Below are 19477 nucleotides of genomic sequence, written 5' to 3' on the forward strand. Positions count from 1 at the left end.
GCGGGTGATAATTCGTTTCCATTACTGACGCTATACTTATGAAATTCGGAGCCATAACGTTACAGAATGCGGTGTGCCTGGCGGCGGCCCCGTGGGAGCTCGACGGCGAAGGGTACGAGCAGTTGGGCGCAATTTTTACGAAAACCGTAACCATGGAGCCCCGCGCCGGCCTGCCCGGCGACGAAGGCATTCTGCAGGTGGCCGACCAGACCCTGCTCAACCGTACCGACCTGCACATTGAAGGGGCCGAACTACTGGTGCACGAGCACCTGCCGCGTCTGCGCCGCTTCGGCGTGCCGGTGTTCGTGAGCATTACCGCGCCGGGCGTGCCGGGCTTTCGCAAAATTGCGCGCTACCTGCAACGGGAAGTAGGCGAGCAGCTGGCCGGGGTAGAGGTATATATTACCGTACCGGCCGGCGGCTCGGGGGGAGATATAACGGCCCGTTTCGTGCGTGAAGCCACCGAGGCCGTGCGCAACGAGCTGCGCGACGACGCGGCCGTGATTGTGAAGTTGCCGCCATGGCCCGACCACATCCGGGGCCTGGCCCTGGGTGCGCAGGAAGGTGGCGCGACCGCCCTGGCTGCCACCAACACGCTGAAAGTGCTGCATTTGCCCACCGACCGCGCTGCCCCGCCACTGGTGGGCGGCCTCTCGGGTGAGGCGCTACGGCCGCTGGCCCAGCGCTGCGTGTGGGAGCTGGCCAATGACGAGAAACTGACGCTGCCCATCTTCGGCACGGGCGGTATTTTTACACTGCGCGACGTGCAGGACTATTTGCGCGTGGGGGCGCAGGCCGTGCAGGTGGCCAGTGGCGAATGGCTGTCGCCGGGCCTCGCGGCGCGGCTGGCGGCCGAGGTAACGCACAGCGCCTCGTTGGCCCGATAGCCCAGGCGCGTTGCTGTTGTTGAAAATAGTTAAAAGTGAGGAGTTAAAATTGGATGTCTGCTTTTAACTCTTAACTTTTAACTCACAATCCCACCCAACCCGCTCTTATGCAAAAGCTCATTGCCCGCGTTCAAGCGGCTAATTCCCTGCTCTGCGTCGGCCTCGACCCGACCGGCGACGACGCCACCGTGGCCCGCCGCCTGCGCGAAGTCATTGCCGAAGCCGCGCCCTTTGCGGCCGCTTTCAAACCCAACCTGGCTTTCTTTTTGAGCCGTGAAAATGGGGTGGCCCTGCTTCAGCAAACCGTGCGCGATATCCCGAAGGACATTCCGGTAATTCTGGACGGGAAGTTTGGCGACATCGCCAACACGGCCGAACAGTACGCCCGCTTCTCCTACGACATCGTGGGGGCCGACGGCGTAACCGTGAACCCCTACATGGGCGACGACACCATCCGGCCCTTCGCCCGACCCGGCAAAGTCGTTTTCTCCCTCGCCAAAACCTCGAATAAGCCCCAGCACGGCCTGCAGGATGCAGCCATGACGCGCGGCGGCTCCATCAGCGACTGGGCCGCCCGCCTGGCCAAGCTGATGGACGAGGAAATAACCGACTCGACCGTGGGCCTGGTCGTGGGCGCGACCGAACCGGCCACTGTGGCTAAGCTGCGCGCCGCCTGCCCCGAGCAATGGTTCCTGGTGCCGGGCATCGGGGTGCAGGGCGGCGACCTCTCGGCCACGCTGCGAGCCGGCCTGCGCAAAGACGGCAGCGGCTTGCTCATCAACTCCTCGCGGGGAATTTGGCAGGCTCCCGACGCCGGAACCGCCGCCCGGGAGCTGCAGGAACAAATCAACGAATTTCGGGCCGTAGCAAGCCCGGCACACGCCTGACCCAAAAAGCCGCTTCACCGCGGCTTTTTGCTTTTTTGCAACAGATGACCGACCAATTCTATACCTCCGCCATCACCGCTTTCGATGCGGCTACGCTGGAGTACCTGCTGCGGCAGGAAGATGCCCTGTTGAGTGGGCACTTCCGGCTATCGTCGGGCCTGCACTCGGATACGTACGTGCAATGCGCCCGCTTCCTGCGCCGACCCGATTTGGCGGCCCCCGCCGCGGCTGCCCTCGCGGTTCAGCTGGAAGCCGCGGGCTTGAAGCCCGATGTGGTAGTGGGCCCGGCCATGGGCGGCGTGGTGATTGGCTACGAGCTGGCCCGGCAGCTGCGCGTACCCGGCATCTTCACCGAGCGCGACGCCGACGGAAAGATGATTCTGCGACGTGGTTTCACCATCGAGCCGGGCGAAAAAGTAGTCATCGCCGAAGACGTAGTAACGACCGGAAAAAGCACCTTGGAAGTAGCGAAATTGCTGCGCGAAATGGGGGCAGAAGTGCTGGCCGTGGCTTCGCTGATTGACCGCACGGGCGGAAAAGGCGGGCTAGATTTCCCGCATTTTGCGCTTCTGCAAGTTCAGGCGGCGACCTTTGCTCCCGAGAACTGCCCAATGTGCGCCGCTGGGGTGCCGGTGGTGAAGCCCGGCAGCCGGCCGGAGAAAGCGTTTTAGAGGAGAGTGCAGTAGCGTTTGTTTAGAAGAGGAAAAAGGGGAATCATGCTGAGCTTGTCGAAGCATCTCTACCTCCAAAGTAATCCAATCGATTCAACGAAGCGGTAGAGCTGCTTCAACAAGCTCAGCATGACGTGCTGGATTGTTCCGTTGTCAATTTGATAATGTCCGATAACACCCCCAATGCCACCCACACCATTCAGCTCACGCTGAAATCCGGCCAGCACGACGGCGACGGCCAGCGCGTGGCCGAGGCCGCCGCCCGCCACCTCGGCCTGGCCACCGGCCGCGTGCGCAGCGCTGCCCTCTACACAGTGCGCTACCCGCTAAGCGAAACCCAGCTGCACGATTTTGCCACCCGCTGCCTCGCCGACCCGGTGCTGCACGATGTGCAACTGAATGAGCTGACCGGTGCCGAAGGCTTCGCCACGTATATCCTAGTCGCCCGCCGCCCCGGCGTGACCGACGACGAAGGCACCTCCGCCCAAAATGCCCTCGCCGATATTCTGAATGAGCCGCTGGACGTGCACACCCAGCATATTTTCAGCAAGAAGCTCTACCTGCTCGAAAACGACCTGCCCGAAACTGACCTGCGCCGCATCGCGGAGGAACTGCTCGGCAACAAGCTCATCAACTGGCTGGAAGTGGGCCGCGTGGCCGATGGCATCCGCGACTATACGCCGCGCCCCGGCGGTGGGGCCGAAGCCATTACCGAAGTTGTTTCACTGACCGGCCTGAGTGATGCAGCGTTAGTGCAGCTCTCGAAGAAGAACATCTACGCGCTGAACCTGGAGGAGATGCGGGCCGTGCGCGACTACTTCGCCGCCGCTGACACGCAGACTGAGCGGAAAGCTGCCGGCCTGCCTGCCGACCCGACGGATTGCGAGTTGGAAATCATTGCCCAAACGTGGTCGGAGCATTGCAAGCACAAGGAATTCTCGGCGCTCATCAACTACAAAGACCTGGCAACAGGCGAGACGAAGCAGGTCGATTCCCTCTTCAAAACCTACATCAAGGACGCTACTTCGGAAGTGGACCGCCAGCTGCGCGCCAATGGCAACGACTGGCTGGTGAAGGTGTTTTCAGATAACGCCGGTGCGGTGCGCATTAACGCCGATTCGCTGTTTGTGTGGAAGGTGGAAACGCATAACTCCCCCTCGGCCATCGACCCGTACGGCGGGGCCATAACGGGTATTCTGGGCAACAACCGCGACCCGCTGGCTACTGGCATTGGCGGGGCGCGGTTGCTGTTCAATACCAATGTGCTGTGCTTCGGCAACCCGGAGTACGACGGGCCGCTGCTGACCGGGCAGCTGCACCCGCGCCGCATTCTGGAAGGGGTGCGCAAGGGCATTGAGGACGGCGGGAATAAGTCGGGCGTGCCCACGGTGAACGGCGCCATTGTGTTCGATGACCGGTACGCCGGGAAGCCACTGGTGTACTGCGGTACCGGCGCGGTGATGCCCATGCAATTCGCGGGCAAAGACTCGTGGGAGAAAAACATTGATGCTGGTGACCGCATCATCATGGCCGGGGGCCGGGTGGGCAAGGACGGTATCCACGGCGCGACGTTTTCGAGCATCGAGCTGGATGAAACCGCGCCCGCCACGGCCGTGCAAATCGGCTCGCCCATCACCCAAAAGCTGGCGATGGATTTCCTGCTGCTTGCCGCCCGGCGCGGCCTGCTAAAATGTAGCACCGACAACGGCGCGGGTGGCCTGTCGTCCTCCGTGGGCGAGCTGGCCGGCATCAGCGGCGGCGCCGTGGTGGAGCTGGAGCGCGTGCCGCTGAAATACCCCGGCCTGCGGCCCTGGGAGATTTTCGTGAGTGAGTCGCAGGAGCGGTTTACGTTGGTTGTAGAGCCCGGCAAAATGGACGAAATCACGGCGCTGGGCCAGGAAATGGAAGTTGAGCTGACCGATATCGGCCACTTCACCGCCGATGGTTTCCTGGATGTGCGCTTCGACGGCGCGCCGGTGGCGCGGCTGAATATGGAGTTTCTGCACGAGGGCGTGCCGCGCAAAATCTTGGAAGCGGAGTGGACCAAGCCCGCCGCTGCCGAGCCGGAGATTCCGGCGGCTACGGACTACACCGAGACGCTGACGCAACTGTTGGGCTCGCTCAATATCTGCTCGCGCGAGTCCGTTATTCGCCAGTACGACCACGAGGTGAAAGGCCGCACGATTGTGAAGCCTTTGATGGGCGCAACCGGTCAGGCTCCGCAGGACGCGGCCGTGGTGCGCTTCAACTTCGAGAGCTGGGAAGGCGTGGCCGTGAGCAACGGCATCATCCCGCGCTACGGCGATTTGGACGCGTATGATATGTCGGCCGGCTCGTTTGACGAGGCCGTGCGGCAGATTATCGCAGTAGGAGGAAAGCTGCCGAACCTGACGCCCGGCGACAGCATTTTCTGGTCGGTGAACGACAATTTCTGCGTGCCCGATTCGGTGTACGACCCCGCCTCAAACCCCGATGGCAAGCAGAAGCTGGCCAAGCTGGTGCGCATGTGCGAAGCCCTGCGCGACGCCACGGCCGCCTACTGCATCCCACTCACCAGCGGCAAGGATTCGATGAAAAACGACTTCAAAGCCGATGGCGTGAAGATTTCGGTGCCCCCCACGGTGCTCTACTCGATGACGGCCAAGATGGAAGACGTGCGCCGCGCCATCACCTCCGATTTCAAGCAGGCTGATGATGTGGTGTACCTGCTTGGCGAAACCCACGACGAGTTGGGTGGCTCCGAGTTCTACGCCCTGCACGGCCAGCTGGGAGCCAACGTGCCGAAGGTTGACTTTGCCAAAGCCAAGGCGCTGTACATCCTCATTGGTCAGGCCAACGACCAGCGCCTTATCCAATCCTGCCACGACCTGAGCGACGGCGGCCTCGCCGTGGCGCTGGCCGAAACCACCTTCGGCTATGGCTACGGGGCCGACATCGACCTGCCCGCCGCCGGCCTGCCGCTGGCGACGCAGCTGTTTTCGGAGTCGCACTCCCGCTTCCTGGCGACAGTAGCGCCGGAAGACGTGGTGGCGTTTGAGCAGCTGCTCGGCGACCGCGCGACCCGGCTGGGCCGCGTGACGCTGGATGGCCAGCTGACCGTGCGCCACGCCGGCCAGCCGGTTATTTCGGCCAACACCGCCACGCTGCGCGCCGCCTGGACCAATGGTCCAGTCAACAAATTACTTGGGGTTGTTTCAAAGGACAACCTAAGTCACTCCAACTCGCTCTAAAAGCACAAGACTCTTTTCCATTGGCCCAAAAGACTTTTGAAATGGTACAAGAAGCGGCTCAAGGAGCACATAAAGTTCAATCGGAGGCACAAGCCGGCGCGGCCGCTTCGGTGGGTGTCGTGCGGGCGCTCATCCTGACCGGTTTTGGTATTAACTGCGAAGAAGAATTCGCGGCCGCCTACCGCCTGGCTGGCGCGGAGGCCACCATCGTGCACCTCAACCAGGTGCTGCACGGGCAGGTGAGCATCCACGATTTCGACATTCTGAACTTCCCCGGCGGCTTCTCCTTCGGCGACGATTTGGGCTCGGGGGTGGTGCTGGCTAACAAGCTGCGCTACCGCCAGAACGGCCCCGATGGCCGCACGCTGCTCGATGATATCAAGCAGTTCATCGCCAATGGCAAGTTCGTGTTCGGTATTTGCAACGGCTTTCAGGTGCTGGTGAAGCTGGGGCTGCTGCCCAACCTGGGTGGCAACGTAACGCCCGAAGTAACCCTGACCCATAATGCTAGCGGGCGCTACGAAGACCGGTGGGTAACACTCCGTGTGAACCCCTTATCGAACACGCCCTTCCTGCATGGCATGGACAAACTGGAGGTGCCCGTGCGCCACGGCGAAGGCCGGCTCGTGATTCCGGATGCGGCCACGCAGGCTGCCATCGAAGCCGCGAGCCTGAACTGCCTTACCTATGCCGATTTTGACGGCGGCGCCACCGATGTGTACCCCTTCAACCCCAACGGCGCGGCCCTGAACTGCGCCGCTCTCACCGACCCTACGGGCCAGGTGTTTGGGTTGATGCCGCACCCGGAGGCCTTTTTGTCGGCCTATAACCACCCGGACTGGGCCCGCCGCCGCCGCCAGAACCCTGACGCTTCTGAGGAAGGGGAGGGGCTGCGGATTTTTAAGAATATCGTGGCGCACATTGCCCAGAAAAATACTTCGACAGCCCCAGCCGCGCAACTCGCTGACCAACACTAGCCTCTTTCAGAAACGTAGCTGATGAACACGCTCACCCACTTCGCTCCGCCCCAACTCCCGCTCCTCCACCGTGGGAAAGTCCGCGACAGCCTGCGTGCGCCCAGCGGCGACCGCCTCATCATTGTGACCGACCGCCTCTCCGCGTTCGACAGCGTACTCGAAACGGCCATCCCGCACAAAGGCGCGGTGCTGAACGGCCTGGCCAACTTCTGGTTTGCCAAAACCGCGCACATCATCCCCAACCACGTCATCAAGCTCATCGATGCCAACGCCATGCTGGTGAAGGAGGCCGAGCCCATTAAGGTGGAGATGGTTGTGCGGAACTACATCACCGGCTCGATGCTGCGGGGCTACCAGAAAGGCCAGCGCACGTTCTCGGGCGTGACCGTACCCGACGGCCTGACCAAGCACCAGAAATTCCCGGAGCCCATTGTGACCCCGACCACCAAGGAGGAGTCGGACCGCGAAATCACCCCCGAAAACCTCGTGAGCGAGGGTTGGGTGAGCAAGGAACTCTACGACCAGATGAAGGAAAAGTCGTTGGCCCTGTTCAAAGTCGGTTCCGAACTGCTGAAGGAGAAAGGCATTATTCTGGTTGACACCAAGTATGAGTTCGGCCTGCTGAACGGCCAGCTGATTCTCATCGACGAGATGCACACGCCGGACTCCTCCCGTTTCTGGAGTGCCGAGGACTACGCCCGCAACCCCGAAACGGCCGAGCAGATGGACAAGGAGTACGTGCGCCAGTGGCTCATTGCCAATAAGCAGGACGGCCAGTACCCCCGCGCCCTCACGCCGGAGGTAGCCAAGGAAGCCAGCCGCCGCTACCTCGACATCTACGAGCGCGTTGTGGGCGAGGCCCTGCCCACCGCCAAAACCGAAGACCCTGACGTCCGCGCCCGCTTGTTGTCCAACCTTGTTGCTGCTGGCCTGCTGAAAGCCACCGATGAGGAGCTGCGGACGCTGTAAGAAATATCATGACGGAACCGCAAGCACGAGAGATTATCGAAAATTACCTCGAAGGATATAATCTGTTCGATGTAGCTGGTATGCTCTCGTGTTTACATCCAGCGGTGGTGTTTGAGAATGTCACTGATGGCAGTGTGACACTCCGAACCAATGGAAAAGATGCTTTTGAAGCACAAGCGACAAAAGCGTTAGCGTTATTTATGGAGCGCAACCAGAGCATACTAGCAATTTGCTTGAATGCCGACTGCGCGAGGGTTGACATAAAGTATTTTGCCATTAGTGCTATCGACTGGCCTAATGGATTGAAAGCAGGTGCTATCCTGCAACTCACCGGCCAATCCGTATTCACCTTCCGCGACGGTCTTATTGCCTCTATCCAAGACATAAGCTAAGTGCTTGTCTTATCCAGTATGAACGCATCGAATAAAACCCTTCTCCTCCTCGGCTCCGGCGCGCGCGAACATGCCCTGGCCGAAAAGCTGACCCGCGACGGGGCCACGGTACTTGTGCTGCCCGGCAACGCCGGCATTCCCAACAGCCACCCCGAAATCGACCCGCTCGATTTTGAGGCGGTGAAAGCTTTCGCCCAGGCCCACGAGGCCCGGCTGATTGTGGTAGGACCCGAAGCGCCGCTGGCGGCCGGCATCACCGACTTTTTCGCCGGGTCCGATATTCAGGTTTTCGGTCCGACGCGCTCGGCGGCGCGGCTGGAAAGCTCGAAGGTGTGGAGCAAGGAGTTCATGCGCCGTCACGGCGTGGCGACGGCGCAGGCTTGGGCTTTCCGCAGCGACAACATTGCCGAAGCCCGGATGAAAGCGGCCGAGCTGGGCGGGCACGTGGTAGTGAAGTACGATGGGCTGGCCGCCGGCAAGGGCGTATATGTGTGCTCGTCGCCGGAAGAAGCAGAAGCGGCTTTCGATGACCTGCAAACGAGCTATTCGGGCTGGTTCTCCTTCCTGCTGGAAGAAAAGCTGACTGGTCCCGAAATCAGCATTATCGGTCTCACCGATGGCCATACCATTCGCCTGCTGGCCACTTCGCAGGACCACAAGCAGCTGCTTGCCGGCGACCTTGGCCCCAACACCGGCGGCATGGGTGCCTACTGCCCCGTGCCCTTCGCCGACGACAACGTGCTCGCCGCCATCCGGCGCGACATCGTGGACCCCACCCTCGGCGGCATCCAGAATGAGCAGTTCGACTTCCGGGGCTTCCTCTACTTCGGCATCATGCTCACGCCCACCGGCCCCAAGCTGCTCGAATACAATGTGCGCCTCGGCGACCCCGAAGCGGAAGTCCTGCTCCCCGCCCTCGACAGCAGCCTGCTGACCCTTATAGAAGCCACTCTCAACGGCACCCTCTCCAAGCAAGGGGTGGTGCAGCGGCCCGGCGCATTCGTGGGGGTGGTGCTGGCCTCGGGTGGCTACCCGGCCCCGAAATTCCCCATTGGTTTCCCCATCACTGGCTTGGATAATCTGCCGGCTCACGTGCATGCCTACCACGGCGCGACCAGGCGCAACGAGGCTGGCGAGTTGGTGACCAACGGCGGCCGGGTGCTCGTGCTCACCGCCCACGGCACTGACTTGGCCGATGCCACCGCTCGCACCTACGAAGCGTGCAGTATCGTCAGCTTCCAGGATATGTACGTGCGGCCCGACATCGCCCAGCGCCCCGAGCCGGTGCTCACTTCCGCCGTCGTAAATTGAGACCAGAAGCGCAACTCAAACTCATGAAGCTCCTCACCTCCTTTGAGCAAGTTCGGCTTTCGCTCTCTCCCGGAGAGGAAATATCGCTGAGTGGGCCCGGGAAGCCGGTCCGCCTAGCCATCCTGCTTTCGGGCCGGGGCTCCAATATGCTGGCGCTGCTGGAAGCTACTAAAACCGGTGTCCTGCAAGGCTTGGCCGAGGTCGTGGTCGTATTCAGCAACAAGCCCGATGCTTTTGGCCTTGAAGCGGCGGCTGCCCTTGGCTGCCCAGTGGCCTCGCTGCCCAGCCAGGGCCGCAAGCGCGAGACATTTGATGCCGAAGCCGCCCAGCTGCTTCAGCAGTATCAGCCCGATTTGGTGGTGCTGGCGGGGTACATGCGCATCCTGTCGCCGGCCTTCATTCAGCCGTTCGCGGGCCGCATCATCAATATTCACCCCGCCGATACGCACCAGCACCAGGGCCTGCACGCCTACGAGTGGGCCTTTGACAACCAGCTGCCCGAAACCAAAATCACCGTGCATCTGGTGGACGAGGGCCTCGATACCGGTCCCATCCTCGCCCAGCAAACGGTGGATTTGCGCGGGGCCGAAACGCTGGCCGAAGTCGAGCGGCGCGGCCTAGCCGTGGAGCATCATTTATATGCCCAAGCGTTGGTTGAACTGATACAAAAACAACAAAAAAGAACGTCATGCTGAGCTTGTCGAAGCATCTCTACCGCAGTAGTAATTCAATCGACTCAACGAAGCGGTAGAGATGCTTCGACAAGCTCAGCATGACGTGCTGGATTACCCTTAGATACCCAATTAACAACCCCATCCCATGTGCGGAATAGTAGGTTTTCACGGTCCCGACAACGTCGTGGCAGATATGATTGTCGGCCTCACCGCCCTCCAGCACCGGGGGCAGGATGCGGCCGGTATCGCCACGTTCGACGATTCTTTCCACCTGCATAAGGGCCAGGGCCTCGTCAACGACGTGTTCAAGCCCAAGCACGTGAAGAAGCTGAAGGGCCACACCGGCATCGGACACGTGCGCTACACCACGCAGGGGGCCAACGATTCGGACCTCGCCCAGCCCTTCACCACCAGCTACCCGTTTGGTCTGGCCATGGTGCACAACGGCAACGTCATCAACTTCCGCGAGGTGGCCAAGCGCCTGCACGAAAAGTACCACGTGCTGCCCAAAACCACCAACGACCTGGAACTCATCATGTACACCTTCGCCTCGGAGCTGCGCGTGAAGGACCTCGACCACATCTCGGTAGTCGATATTTTCGATGCCGTGGAAACGACCCAGGAGCTGGTGAAGGGTGCCTACGCCACCATCACCATGATAGCCGGGCACGGCCTGCTGGCCTTTACCGACCCGCTGGGTATCCGGCCGCTGGCGCTGGGACGGCGCGACACGCCCAACGGCCCGGTGTACGCCTTCGTATCGGAAAGCACCTGTTTCGACTACTTGGACTTTGAGTTCGTGGAGAATGTCGGTCCCGGCCAGGCCATTTTCATTGACAACAACTACCAGGTTCACCGCAAAAATCCTTACGCGCTGCCGAAAAACTTCTGCGCTTTCGAGCAGATTTACTTCGCCCGCGAAGACTCCGTGATTCATGGCCGGCTGGTGGCCCGCGAGCGGGTGCGCCTCGGTAAGCGCCTGGCCCGCAAGGTGGCCGATGCGGGTTTGAAGCCCGATATGGTTATCGACGTGCCCAGCTCGGGCTACTTCGCCGCCTCTGGTTTGGCCGAGGCAATTGGCGTGCCCTACCGCCGGGCGCTGGTGAAAAACAACCACATGGGCCGCTCGTTCATCGTGCCCACCCAGGCCGGGCGCGAAGACGTGGTGAAGAAGAAGCTCAACCCCATCCGCGAATTTGTGGAGGGCAAGAAAGTGGCCGTCGTGGATGACAGCATCGTGCGCGGCACCACCTCGCGCCGCATCGTGCGCCTGCTACGCGAGGCCGGGGCCACCGAGGTCTACTTCATTTCCAGCGCGCCGCCCATCGTGTCGCCCTGCATTTACGGCATCGACATGGCCATGAGCACCGAACTGATTGCCGCCAACTACACGGAGGACGAAATCTGCCGCTACATCGAAGCCGACAAGGTTATTTACCAGGATTTGTCGGATTTGGAAGAGCTGTTCTCCGAAGAAAAAGGCCACGGCGGCAGCTGTTTCGCCTGCTTCTCGGGCAAGTACCCCACCGGCGACGTGACCCACTACCTGCGCCACGTGCAGGAGGAGCGCGCCAGCCACCGCGGCGAAAAGAAAGACAAGAAGTCGGTGAGCGCCAAAGCCCCCGAGCCGACGGAGCACTAATTATTTGCCAAAACAACGAATGAAGAACGTCATGCTGAGCGTAGTCGAAGCATCTCTACCGCAAAAGTAAATAATTACTACTGCGGTAGAGATGCTTCGACTACGCTCAGCATGACGTTCTATTTAGCCTACTAAATACTGACGATTCCCCTCATGTCCACTTCCTCTAAAAACCCCGCCGGCTACTCCATCGAAGAAGGCAACGCCGCCTCGCGCAACGCCTACAACTGGTCGAAAAAAACCTTCGCCAACCGCAGCGGCAAGCCCGGCGAGCCCGCCCAGGACCTCGACGGCGGCTTCTCCAATGAAATTCGCTTCGGCAGCGAGCGCCTCGGCATCAGCTCCGACGGCATCGGGACCAAGATTGAAGTGGCCGAGCGCCTGAATAAGTACGACTCCCTCGGTTACGACCTCATCGCCATGACGGCCGACGACCTCATTGCCGCCGGTTTTGTGCCCACCAACCTGTCCAACATCATCGACGTGAACCACCTCGACTACGACGTGGTGGACCAGATGATGCGCGGCCTACACGATGCCGCCAACTTCGCCCAGGTGGCCATCACCGGCGGCGAAATCGCGGAGCTTGGCAACCGCATCGGCGGCTGGCCCGGCGCGAAAATGAACTTCAACTGGTGCTCCACAGCCATTGGCGTATTGCACCCCAGCCTGGCCCAGCCCCTGAGCGGCAAAACGGCCCAGGCCGGCCACGTGGTGGTGGCTCTGCGCTCGCCCTCGTTCCGCTCTAACGGCTACTCGCTGGCCCGCAAGACGCTTCAAAAGCTTTTCGGTGATAACTGGCACGAGGCCCCCTACGACGGCCCCGACCAGTTCGCCAACTGGGGCGAGGCCATGCTCGCGCCCTCGCTCATCTACTCGCCCGGCGTGGCGGCCCTGCTCGATGCCGGCCTGCCACTGCACGGCATTGCCCATATAACAGGCGGCGGCGTGGCCGATAACTTCCAGCGGGTGCTCAAAAACGGCCTCGGCGCGGTGCTGGACAACTTATTTGAGCCCCTGCCCGCCATGCAGCGCCTGATGGAAATCGGCGACATCAGCCCCGAAACCGCCTACCTCTATTGGAACATGGGCACCGGCATGCTCATCGTTACTGAAGAAGCTTCGGCCGCTGCCGTGGTGGCCTCGCTGCAAGCTAGTGGCTACTCGGCGCAGGTAGCCGGCCACCTAACGGCCGAGCCCGGCGTGACGCTGCGCGTGGGCGCGGGCGAACTGCGGTATGCGTAAATTCAATTAATCGTATTAAAAGCCCTGTCGTCCTGATTGACGACAGGGCTTTTTTGTGATAAAGCTCAAGCTACTTTTGCCGCTATGTCGCACGAGAAACCTGATACCCAAGCCGAAATCAACATCAAAAATGATGTTGAAAAACACGGATGGACTGTCTGCTTATTTGAAGCAGATACTGCTACTCCTGCGTTCGCTTACACCATTGGCCTCTGGAAAAATTTCAACCATCCTGAAATAATCGCCTTTGGTCTTCCGCTCAATACTATGCATGCCATTTTGAACGATGCCGGTGACATAATCAAGGCTGGAAATCCATTGGAATTAGCTGTTGATAACTTCGAGATACTGGAGCTGCACCCAGTTCAATTTCGCCAAGTTGATGCTGACAATACCACTGATTATTTTGGTTATGCCCAATGGTTTTATGATTATGAAGCCTTTCCAGCGCTGCAATTATTCTGGACGGACAAAGCCGGGAGATTTCCTTGGGAAACGGAATTTGACAAGAGCTATGAATTCGACCAGCCTTTGCTTGACCGCAAGCTTGATTTCAAATTCTTTGAGCCGAAAAATGCGGCCACATTCATAGCAAAAACGGTTTTGAGTAAGGGAAAACTAATTCGTTGGGTGTGGCACGATAGCGAAGATGGTTCTTGGTCATTTGCTAATCGTTCAAGCGATGAAATGATTGTTGTTGGCCTGAATGAGGTTGCAATGCACGACCCATCCATAAACGGGTTATTTGACCTGCCAACTGACTATATAGCAACACGAACTGCTATCGGCGGGAAGTGGAAGAGAAAGCAAGTGTGAAAAAGCCTACGCCGAACGCATCGGCCGCTTCTCCAGAATCAGGCTCGTGCGGTACTCGTAGAGGCCCATTTCGAGGCCCACGGGGAAGATGTGGGGGTTGAGGAAGCGGCGCACGCCGGGGTCGAGGCTTTGCACTTCGCGTTGGGCCAGGGCGCGGCTCTCGGCCAGGGTGGGCAGGTCGAGTACGCGCTGGCCGCGCCGGAACACGGGCTCCAGCAGCTCGCGGAACTGCGTATCGGGCCGGATGGGCAGGCGGCGGGTGCTGTCGGCGGGGTCGACGAGCATGAGGTGCGGGGGCAGGTCTTCGGCCGTGTTGTAGAGCATGTCGGCGCGGGGCTTGCCGTACTCGTTCAGGTAGCGGCGCACTTGCAGAATGCCTGGGATGCTGGTTTTGGCCACTTGCTCGGAGAGCTTGATGGTGAAATCCCAGCTCGAGTCGTCGGCTTTGCGCAGGGCGGCCAGCTTGTACACGCCCCCCAGCGCCGCCTGGTTGTAGGCCGTCACGAGCTGCGTGCCCACCCCCCAGGTGTCGATACGCGCGCCCTGCTGCTTGAGGCTGGTGATGAGATTTTCCTCCAAATCGTTGCTGGCCACGATGCGCGTTTTGGTGAAGCCGGCTTCGTCCAGCACCGCCCGGGCTTCGCGGCTCAGGTAGGCTAAATCGCCTGAATCGAGCCGGATGCCGGCTAGCTCGTGGCCGTTGGCGCGCATCTCGCGGGCCACTTTAATGGCCTGGCGCACGCCCTCAATCGTGTCGTAAGTATCGACCAGAAACACCGAATCGTCGGGAAACGCCTGGGCGTAGGCCCTAAAGGCGTCCACTTCATTGGCAAACGCCATCACCCAGCTGTGCGCGTGCGTGCCGCGCACCGGAATACCGTAGCGCTGCCCGGCCAGCACGTTGCTGGTCGCATCGGCCCCACCCAAAAAAGCCGCTCGGCTGGCCCCCAGGCCGCCATCGAAGCCCTGGGCGCGGCGCAGGCCAAATTCCAGAATCTGGTCGGAAGGGCCGGCCGCTTCGCGGATACGGGCGGCTTTGGTGGCAATCAGGGTCTGGAAATTAATGAGCGTGAGCAGGGCCGTCTCTAGCAACTGCGCCTGCAGCAGCGGTCCCTGAATGCGCAGGATGGGCTCGTTGCCAAACACCACCGTGCCCTCGGGCACGGCGTCGACGTTGCAGCTGAATTTCAGGTGGCGCAGGTAGTTCAGGAATTCGACCGGGAACATCACCCCGCCCTTGCTGCCGCTCAGGCTGCCGAGGTATTCCAGGTCGTCTTCCGAAAACTTCAGGTTTTCCATCCAGTCCACGGCCAGGGCCAGGCCCGCCGCTACCGCGTAGCCGCCCTGAAACGGGGCCTTGCGGAAATAGAGGTGAAACACCGCCTCGCGGTCCTGCAAGCCCTGCTGCCAGTAGCCGTAGGCCATGGTGAGTTGGTAGAGGTCGGTAACGAGGGCGAGCGAAGGCGCGTAGAGGCCGGAAAGGGGAGCTGCGTTCATACCACGAAGTAACAGCCGGTCGGGGCTTTTGCTGGCGGCCCGGTCCTCGCCTGGGCGAGCAAGCGCGGCCTCGGCCGGCCCACACTACCTTGCGCAACCAACTCAATTATGCCAAAAAAGAAGGAAAAAAATAGCCAGCCCAGATTTTGGGCACGGGCCGTGGACGTGCGCTGGCGGCTGGCGCTGGCGCTGGCGGCGGGCCTCGGTGCCGGCCTGTTGGCCCCGGTGCTGCTGGGTACGCTGGCCCGCGTAGTGGTAGGTTGGGTAGGCTTTGCCGCCACCGACCTGGCCCTGATACTACTGGGCATGTGGCAGGCCGATACCGACGACATCCGCCGCGTGGCTGCCTCCGAAGACCTGCCCCGTACGCAGGCGTTTGTGCTGGTAGTGGGCGCGGCCATGGCCAGCCTAGGGGCCGTAGTAGGCTTGTTGGGCTCGCTAAAGGGTATTTCGAAAGACCTGCGTGCGCTGCACGTCGTGCTGAGCGTGGCCGCCGTGGTGCTGGCCTGGACGCTGGTGCACCTCGTATTTACCCTCCGCTACGCCCATACCTACTACAGCGCCGATGAGGAAACCGGCCAGGATACCGGCGGCCTGGTATTCCCCGACGACCAGGGTAGCGGCGACGGCCCTAAAATCACCCCCAACTACCTCGATTTCGCCTACTTCTCCTTCATCATCGGCATGACGGCCCAAACCGCCGACATTGGCATCGGCAGCCGCGCGCTACGGCGCGTGTCGTTGCTGCACAGCCTCATTGCTTTCGTGTTCAATACCGTCATCGTGGCCCTCACCATCGGCACCATTGGCGGCATGCTGAATTAGCGACCGGGGCTAAATAAGTACTTATACGGGCTACCCCGGCCCGGAAAAAAGGCCCGGACCTATGAAATCAGTCCCCGGCTTACGGCCAGCTTGATGAGGGCGGCCGTGTTCTTAACCTGGGTTTTGGCGATAATGTTCTGGCGGTGAGTTTCGATGGTGCGCTTGCTGGTGAAGAGCTTCTCGGCAATTTCGCCGTTGGTCAGGCCTTCGGCAATCAGCTTCAGCACTTCCAGCTCGCGGGCCGTGAGGTCGGCCCCCGATGCGCCACCCTCCTCGGGGAGCGAGCTGGTCGACTGCGCCACTGCTTTATACAGCATGTTCAGGCCGATTTCGGTGCATAAAAACGGGTTGCTGGCCGCTACCGTACGAATGGCGTGCGTAATCTCGCTGATGGCCGCGTTTTTCAGCACGTAGCCCAGGGCCCCGGCTTCGAGCATGCGGGCCACGTAGTTCTCGTGGTCGAGCATGGTGAGTACCAGCACACGCACTTCGGGAAAGCGCTGGCGCAGCTCGGGCATGGTGGCAAAGCCGTCGAGCACGGGCATCTGTACGTCCATCAATACTACGTCGGCGGGGGTATTTTCCAGAATGGCGAGGACTTCGGCCCCGTTGCTGGCTTCGCCCACTACTTCCAGGTCCGTTTCGGCCGAAAGCAGCGCACGAATCCCGTCGCGCAGGATGGTGTGGTCGTCGGCGAGAATAATTCGGGTCATGACAGGCACAAGGATAAGGTTGTCGAAACGAGTTCCAGCGCACAAGGTTGGCCCGTGGCAATGGGTTCAATAACGAGCTCCGTATTTGTACGAAGTGCGCCCGACGGGCCGGCATTTTTTCAAGGGATTTATACGGCTTTTGTTCCCTGCATAATAGTTGAGCTTTTGCAGGCCGTAGCTTCGAGTTGCTAAAAGCAATAAAGTGGCATTACGCCGCAAAAAAGTAATACCTTTCCAGTCTCCGCCACTCCTCTGCCCCCCTATGATTCGACTGCTCCTCACCGAAGGCAACCCCACGGCTCGCCAGGAGCTGCGGCTCGGGCTGGCAGCAGCGGCAGGCCTCGACGTAGTAGCCCAAGCCGGCACCTGCGCCGAGCTACTGGCCGTGCTCGCTACTGCCGCGCCCAGCGTGCTGCTCCTCGACCTGACCCTGCCCGGGGCCGATGCCTTTGGCCTGCTGGCCACCCTGCGCGAAGAGCAGCCGCAGCTGCGACTGCTGGCCCGGGGCGAGCTTTCCAACGAGCAATACGTGGCCCGGGCTTTCGACCTGGGGGCGCACGGCTACCTGCTCAAAACCTCGCTGCCTTCGGAGCTGGTGCACGCGCTGGGTACGGTGGCGGCGGGCCGGCCGTTCCTGTGCTCGGCCATTGGCCTCTCGCTGCTGGCGCGCCTCTACGCCGGCAGCCCCGCGCAGGGCGATTTGGCCCGCGCCGCCCTGCGCCTAAGCAAGCGCGAAATGGAGGTGCTGGCCCTAGTGGCCAGTGGCCTCACCAACGCCGAAATTGCCGAACGCCTCTTCACCAGCAAGCGCACCGTCGAAACCCACCGCCAGAACATCATGGACAAGACCCAGACCCGCAACACGGCGGCCCTCATTAAGCTGGCCGTGCGCCAGGGGCTGCTGCCGGAGTAGGGGGGTAGCGTGAGCGAGGGTAAAATAGGAAAGCCCAAGAGCGTCATGCTGAGCTTGTCGAAGCATCGTTGCCGCCGTCGCAAATCAATTGCTGGCGCGGTAAAAATGCTTCACTGCGTGGCCACCAGATGGGCACGACGTGCTTGCTAGTGCCTATTCCCCGCTCTGCGCGGCAATAATAAACTCGGCCAGCTCGCGGAAGCAGCCGTGGCCGCCGGGCGTGTGGCAGTGGAAGTCGGCCACGGCGCGGGCGAAGGAGGTGGCATCGCCGGGGCAGGCGGCCAGGCCCACCATACCGAGAATTTCCACGTCGTTGGTATCGTCGCCGATGAAGGCAATCTCCTCGGCCGCGAAGCCGGTGCGGGCCATTATCTCGCGCAGGCACGCCGGCTTGTCTTTGATGCCGAGGTGCAGCTCTTCAATTTTGAGTTTGGCAGCACGGGTGCGCACCGAGGGCGAAACTTCGCCGGTCATGATGCCACTGATGATGCCTTGGGCGCGCAGGCGTTCCACGCCCATGCCATCGCGAATGCTGAAGCGCTTCATTTCCTCGCCGCGCTCGGAGTAGTACACCCCGCCATCGGTGAGCACGCCGTCGCAATCGGTGAGCACGAGGCGAATGCGGCGGGCGCGGGCGGTCAGGTCGGCAAGGTTCATACAGTGGGGAAATGCTGGGTAAGGGAGGCTGCAAAAGTAGGCGGCGTCCGGCGGTATGCTCCCAAACGAGCCGTGCACTATTGAAATCAATACCCGGCTTAAAAACTTTTGGGTGGCGTAGAAAGTATAATTATCCCGTAGTGACTACCTTGGTAATAAGTTTCACTTGCACTTGCATTTTATGAAGACAAATTTGACTCTTGCCTCACTGGCTGCTTTGCTGCTTTCGGGCACAGTTTATGCCCAAACGCCCCGACAGGCAGTATTGGCAGCCGAATCTTCGTTTGCTGAACAAGTGACGAAGAATGGGATGAAAACGGCATTTTTGGCTAACGCAGCCCCCACCGGTATGGTGGTGGAAAATGGTAAGCTGGTTGAAGCCCAGGCTTTCTGGAACGGCCGGCCGGCAAAGGCTAATACCCGCCTGACCTGGTACCCGCTGCTGGCCGATGTGGCCCAGACCGGCGACCTGGGCTACACCACCGGCCCCTGGACCATGCTGCAAAACGACCGCGCCCAGGCAGCGGGCGAGTACGTGACGCTGTGGCGCAAACAGGGCGATGGGCAATGGAAATACGTGGTCGACATGAGCATTGAGCGCATTGGCGTGGCCCCGGCCGCCCCGGCCACCGTGCCGGCCCCGCGCCAGGCCCTGGCCATGGCCACGCCCAGCATGGCCCCCACGAGCGTGCTGCTCGACCTCGATGCTAAATTCGCGGCCGCCGAGCTGCTGAAACCAGGTGCCACCTACCAGCAATACCTAAGCAACGAGGCGCGGCTGTACCGCCCGGGCCTGTCGATGATGCAGGGGCTGGCGGCCGTGGCCAATATGAAAAACCTGGAAAAAGGCTACATTTTCGCCCCCACTACCGGCTACCTGTCGGCGGGTGGCGACCTGGGCTACGTGGTAGGCACCTACCGCCACCTCGGCGATGCCAAGCATCCGGAGGAATCGGGCAGCTACCTGCGCATCTGGCGTCGTGAGGCCGAAGCCGGCTGGCGGCTGGCCCTCGAAATGTTCAACTCGCCCGTTCCGGCTGTCGCGCCAGTCGCGGCCGCGCCCGTGGCCGAAGGAGCTGGGGCTGCCCCGGCGGCCGCGCCCGCCCGCCGGGCTCAGTAGCCAAAGTAGACTGCAGTTTTTGCTTTAACGTAAAAAAGCCCTCGCCAATGC

The 19477-nt window shown here is 61.1% G+C and carries 18 protein-coding genes; 15 read left to right on the plus strand and 3 right to left on the minus strand.

Translation table 11 applies throughout. From position 1 onward, the window contains the following. The first annotated feature begins 38 nt into the window (after positions 1-38). The 12 genes from ABIB44_RS10020 to ABIB44_RS10075 all read left to right on the plus strand — a co-directional run bounded on the left by ABIB44_RS10020 (position 39) and on the right by ABIB44_RS10075 (position 13701). Complete coding sequence (locus tag ABIB44_RS10020) at positions 39-887, plus strand: dihydroorotate dehydrogenase (RefSeq protein WP_354584519.1); 849 nt, start codon at positions 39-41, stop codon at positions 885-887. 107 nt (positions 888-994) lie between these two features. Beyond that, positions 995-1774: an orotidine-5'-phosphate decarboxylase gene (pyrF, locus tag ABIB44_RS10025; RefSeq protein WP_354584520.1), complete on the plus strand. Its 780-nt coding sequence runs from the start codon at positions 995-997 to the stop codon at positions 1772-1774. Positions 1775-1818: 44 nt separating this feature from the next. Then, on the plus strand, positions 1819-2445 hold the full coding sequence (gene pyrE / locus ABIB44_RS10030; protein WP_354584521.1) for an orotate phosphoribosyltransferase: 627 nt from the start codon (positions 1819-1821) through the stop codon (positions 2443-2445). A gap of 164 nt (positions 2446-2609) precedes the next feature. Next, positions 2610-5675 carry a phosphoribosylformylglycinamidine synthase subunit PurL gene (locus ABIB44_RS10035; protein WP_354584522.1) on the plus strand — a complete coding sequence of 1022 codons (3066 nt, stop codon included), beginning with the start codon at positions 2610-2612 and terminating at the stop codon, positions 5673-5675. Positions 5676-5716: 41 nt separating this feature from the next. Beyond that, positions 5717-6652, plus strand: coding sequence for a phosphoribosylformylglycinamidine synthase subunit PurQ (locus tag ABIB44_RS10040; protein ID WP_354584523.1), 936 nt, complete (start codon positions 5717-5719; stop codon positions 6650-6652). Between the two features lie 21 nt (positions 6653-6673). After that, on the plus strand, positions 6674-7621 hold the full coding sequence (locus tag ABIB44_RS10045; protein ID WP_354584524.1) for a phosphoribosylaminoimidazolesuccinocarboxamide synthase: 948 nt from the start codon (positions 6674-6676) through the stop codon (positions 7619-7621). An 8-nt stretch (positions 7622-7629) separates the two neighbouring features. Continuing rightward, entirely contained in the window at positions 7630-8013 is a 384-nt protein-coding gene (locus ABIB44_RS10050) for a nuclear transport factor 2 family protein (RefSeq protein WP_354584525.1), read from the plus strand. An 18-nt stretch (positions 8014-8031) separates the two neighbouring features. Next, a complete protein-coding gene (purD, locus tag ABIB44_RS10055) occupies positions 8032-9324 on the plus strand; it encodes a phosphoribosylamine--glycine ligase (RefSeq protein ID WP_354584526.1) in 1293 nt (430 codons plus the stop codon). 23 nt (positions 9325-9347) lie between these two features. Next, the gene (purN, locus tag ABIB44_RS10060; RefSeq protein ID WP_354584527.1) at positions 9348-10019 is read left to right on the plus strand and encodes a phosphoribosylglycinamide formyltransferase; all 672 of its coding nucleotides are present in this window, start codon (positions 9348-9350) and stop codon (positions 10017-10019) included. A gap of 124 nt (positions 10020-10143) precedes the next feature. Then, on the plus strand, positions 10144-11640 hold the full coding sequence (gene purF / locus ABIB44_RS10065; RefSeq protein ID WP_354584528.1) for an amidophosphoribosyltransferase: 1497 nt from the start codon (positions 10144-10146) through the stop codon (positions 11638-11640). A 153-nt stretch (positions 11641-11793) separates the two neighbouring features. Further along, on the plus strand, positions 11794-12885 hold the full coding sequence (locus tag ABIB44_RS10070) for an AIR synthase-related protein (protein ID WP_354584529.1): 1092 nt from the start codon (positions 11794-11796) through the stop codon (positions 12883-12885). Positions 12886-12969: 84 nt separating this feature from the next. Then, a complete protein-coding gene (locus ABIB44_RS10075) occupies positions 12970-13701 on the plus strand; it encodes a DUF4262 domain-containing protein (RefSeq protein ID WP_354584530.1) in 732 nt (243 codons plus the stop codon). Between the two features lie 6 nt (positions 13702-13707). Here ABIB44_RS10075 and ABIB44_RS10080 read toward each other — a convergent pair whose 3' ends face one another. Then, on the minus strand, positions 13708-15198 hold the full coding sequence (locus ABIB44_RS10080) for a nicotinate phosphoribosyltransferase (protein ID WP_354584531.1): 1491 nt from the start codon (positions 15196-15198) through the stop codon (positions 13708-13710). A gap of 108 nt (positions 15199-15306) precedes the next feature. Here ABIB44_RS10080 and ABIB44_RS10085 point away from each other — a divergent pair, with 108 nt between their 5' ends. Next, a complete protein-coding gene (locus tag ABIB44_RS10085) occupies positions 15307-16023 on the plus strand; it encodes a DUF1345 domain-containing protein (protein ID WP_354584532.1) in 717 nt (238 codons plus the stop codon). A gap of 59 nt (positions 16024-16082) precedes the next feature. On the opposite strand, the gene ABIB44_RS10090 is transcribed toward ABIB44_RS10085, so the two are convergent. Then, the gene (locus tag ABIB44_RS10090; RefSeq protein ID WP_354584533.1) at positions 16083-16736 is read right to left on the minus strand and encodes a response regulator; all 654 of its coding nucleotides are present in this window, start codon (positions 16734-16736) and stop codon (positions 16083-16085) included. A 262-nt stretch (positions 16737-16998) separates the two neighbouring features. On the opposite strand from ABIB44_RS10090, the gene ABIB44_RS10095 reads away from it, so the two are divergent. After that, positions 16999-17649, plus strand: a complete 651-nt coding sequence (locus tag ABIB44_RS10095) for a LuxR C-terminal-related transcriptional regulator (RefSeq protein WP_354584534.1) — start codon at positions 16999-17001, stop codon at positions 17647-17649. A gap of 153 nt (positions 17650-17802) precedes the next feature. On the opposite strand, the gene ABIB44_RS10100 is transcribed toward ABIB44_RS10095, so the two are convergent. Next, positions 17803-18306, minus strand: a complete 504-nt coding sequence (locus tag ABIB44_RS10100; protein ID WP_354584535.1) for a KdsC family phosphatase — start codon at positions 18304-18306, stop codon at positions 17803-17805. A gap of 325 nt (positions 18307-18631) precedes the next feature. Between ABIB44_RS10100 and ABIB44_RS10105 the strand changes: the two genes are divergently transcribed. Beyond that, the gene (locus ABIB44_RS10105) at positions 18632-19426 is read left to right on the plus strand and encodes a DUF4440 domain-containing protein (RefSeq protein WP_354584536.1); all 795 of its coding nucleotides are present in this window, start codon (positions 18632-18634) and stop codon (positions 19424-19426) included. Positions 19427-19477: the final 51 nt, after the last annotated feature.

Source organism: Hymenobacter sp. UYCo722, assembly GCF_040547115.1.
Classification (GTDB): domain Bacteria; phylum Bacteroidota; class Bacteroidia; order Cytophagales; family Hymenobacteraceae; genus Hymenobacter.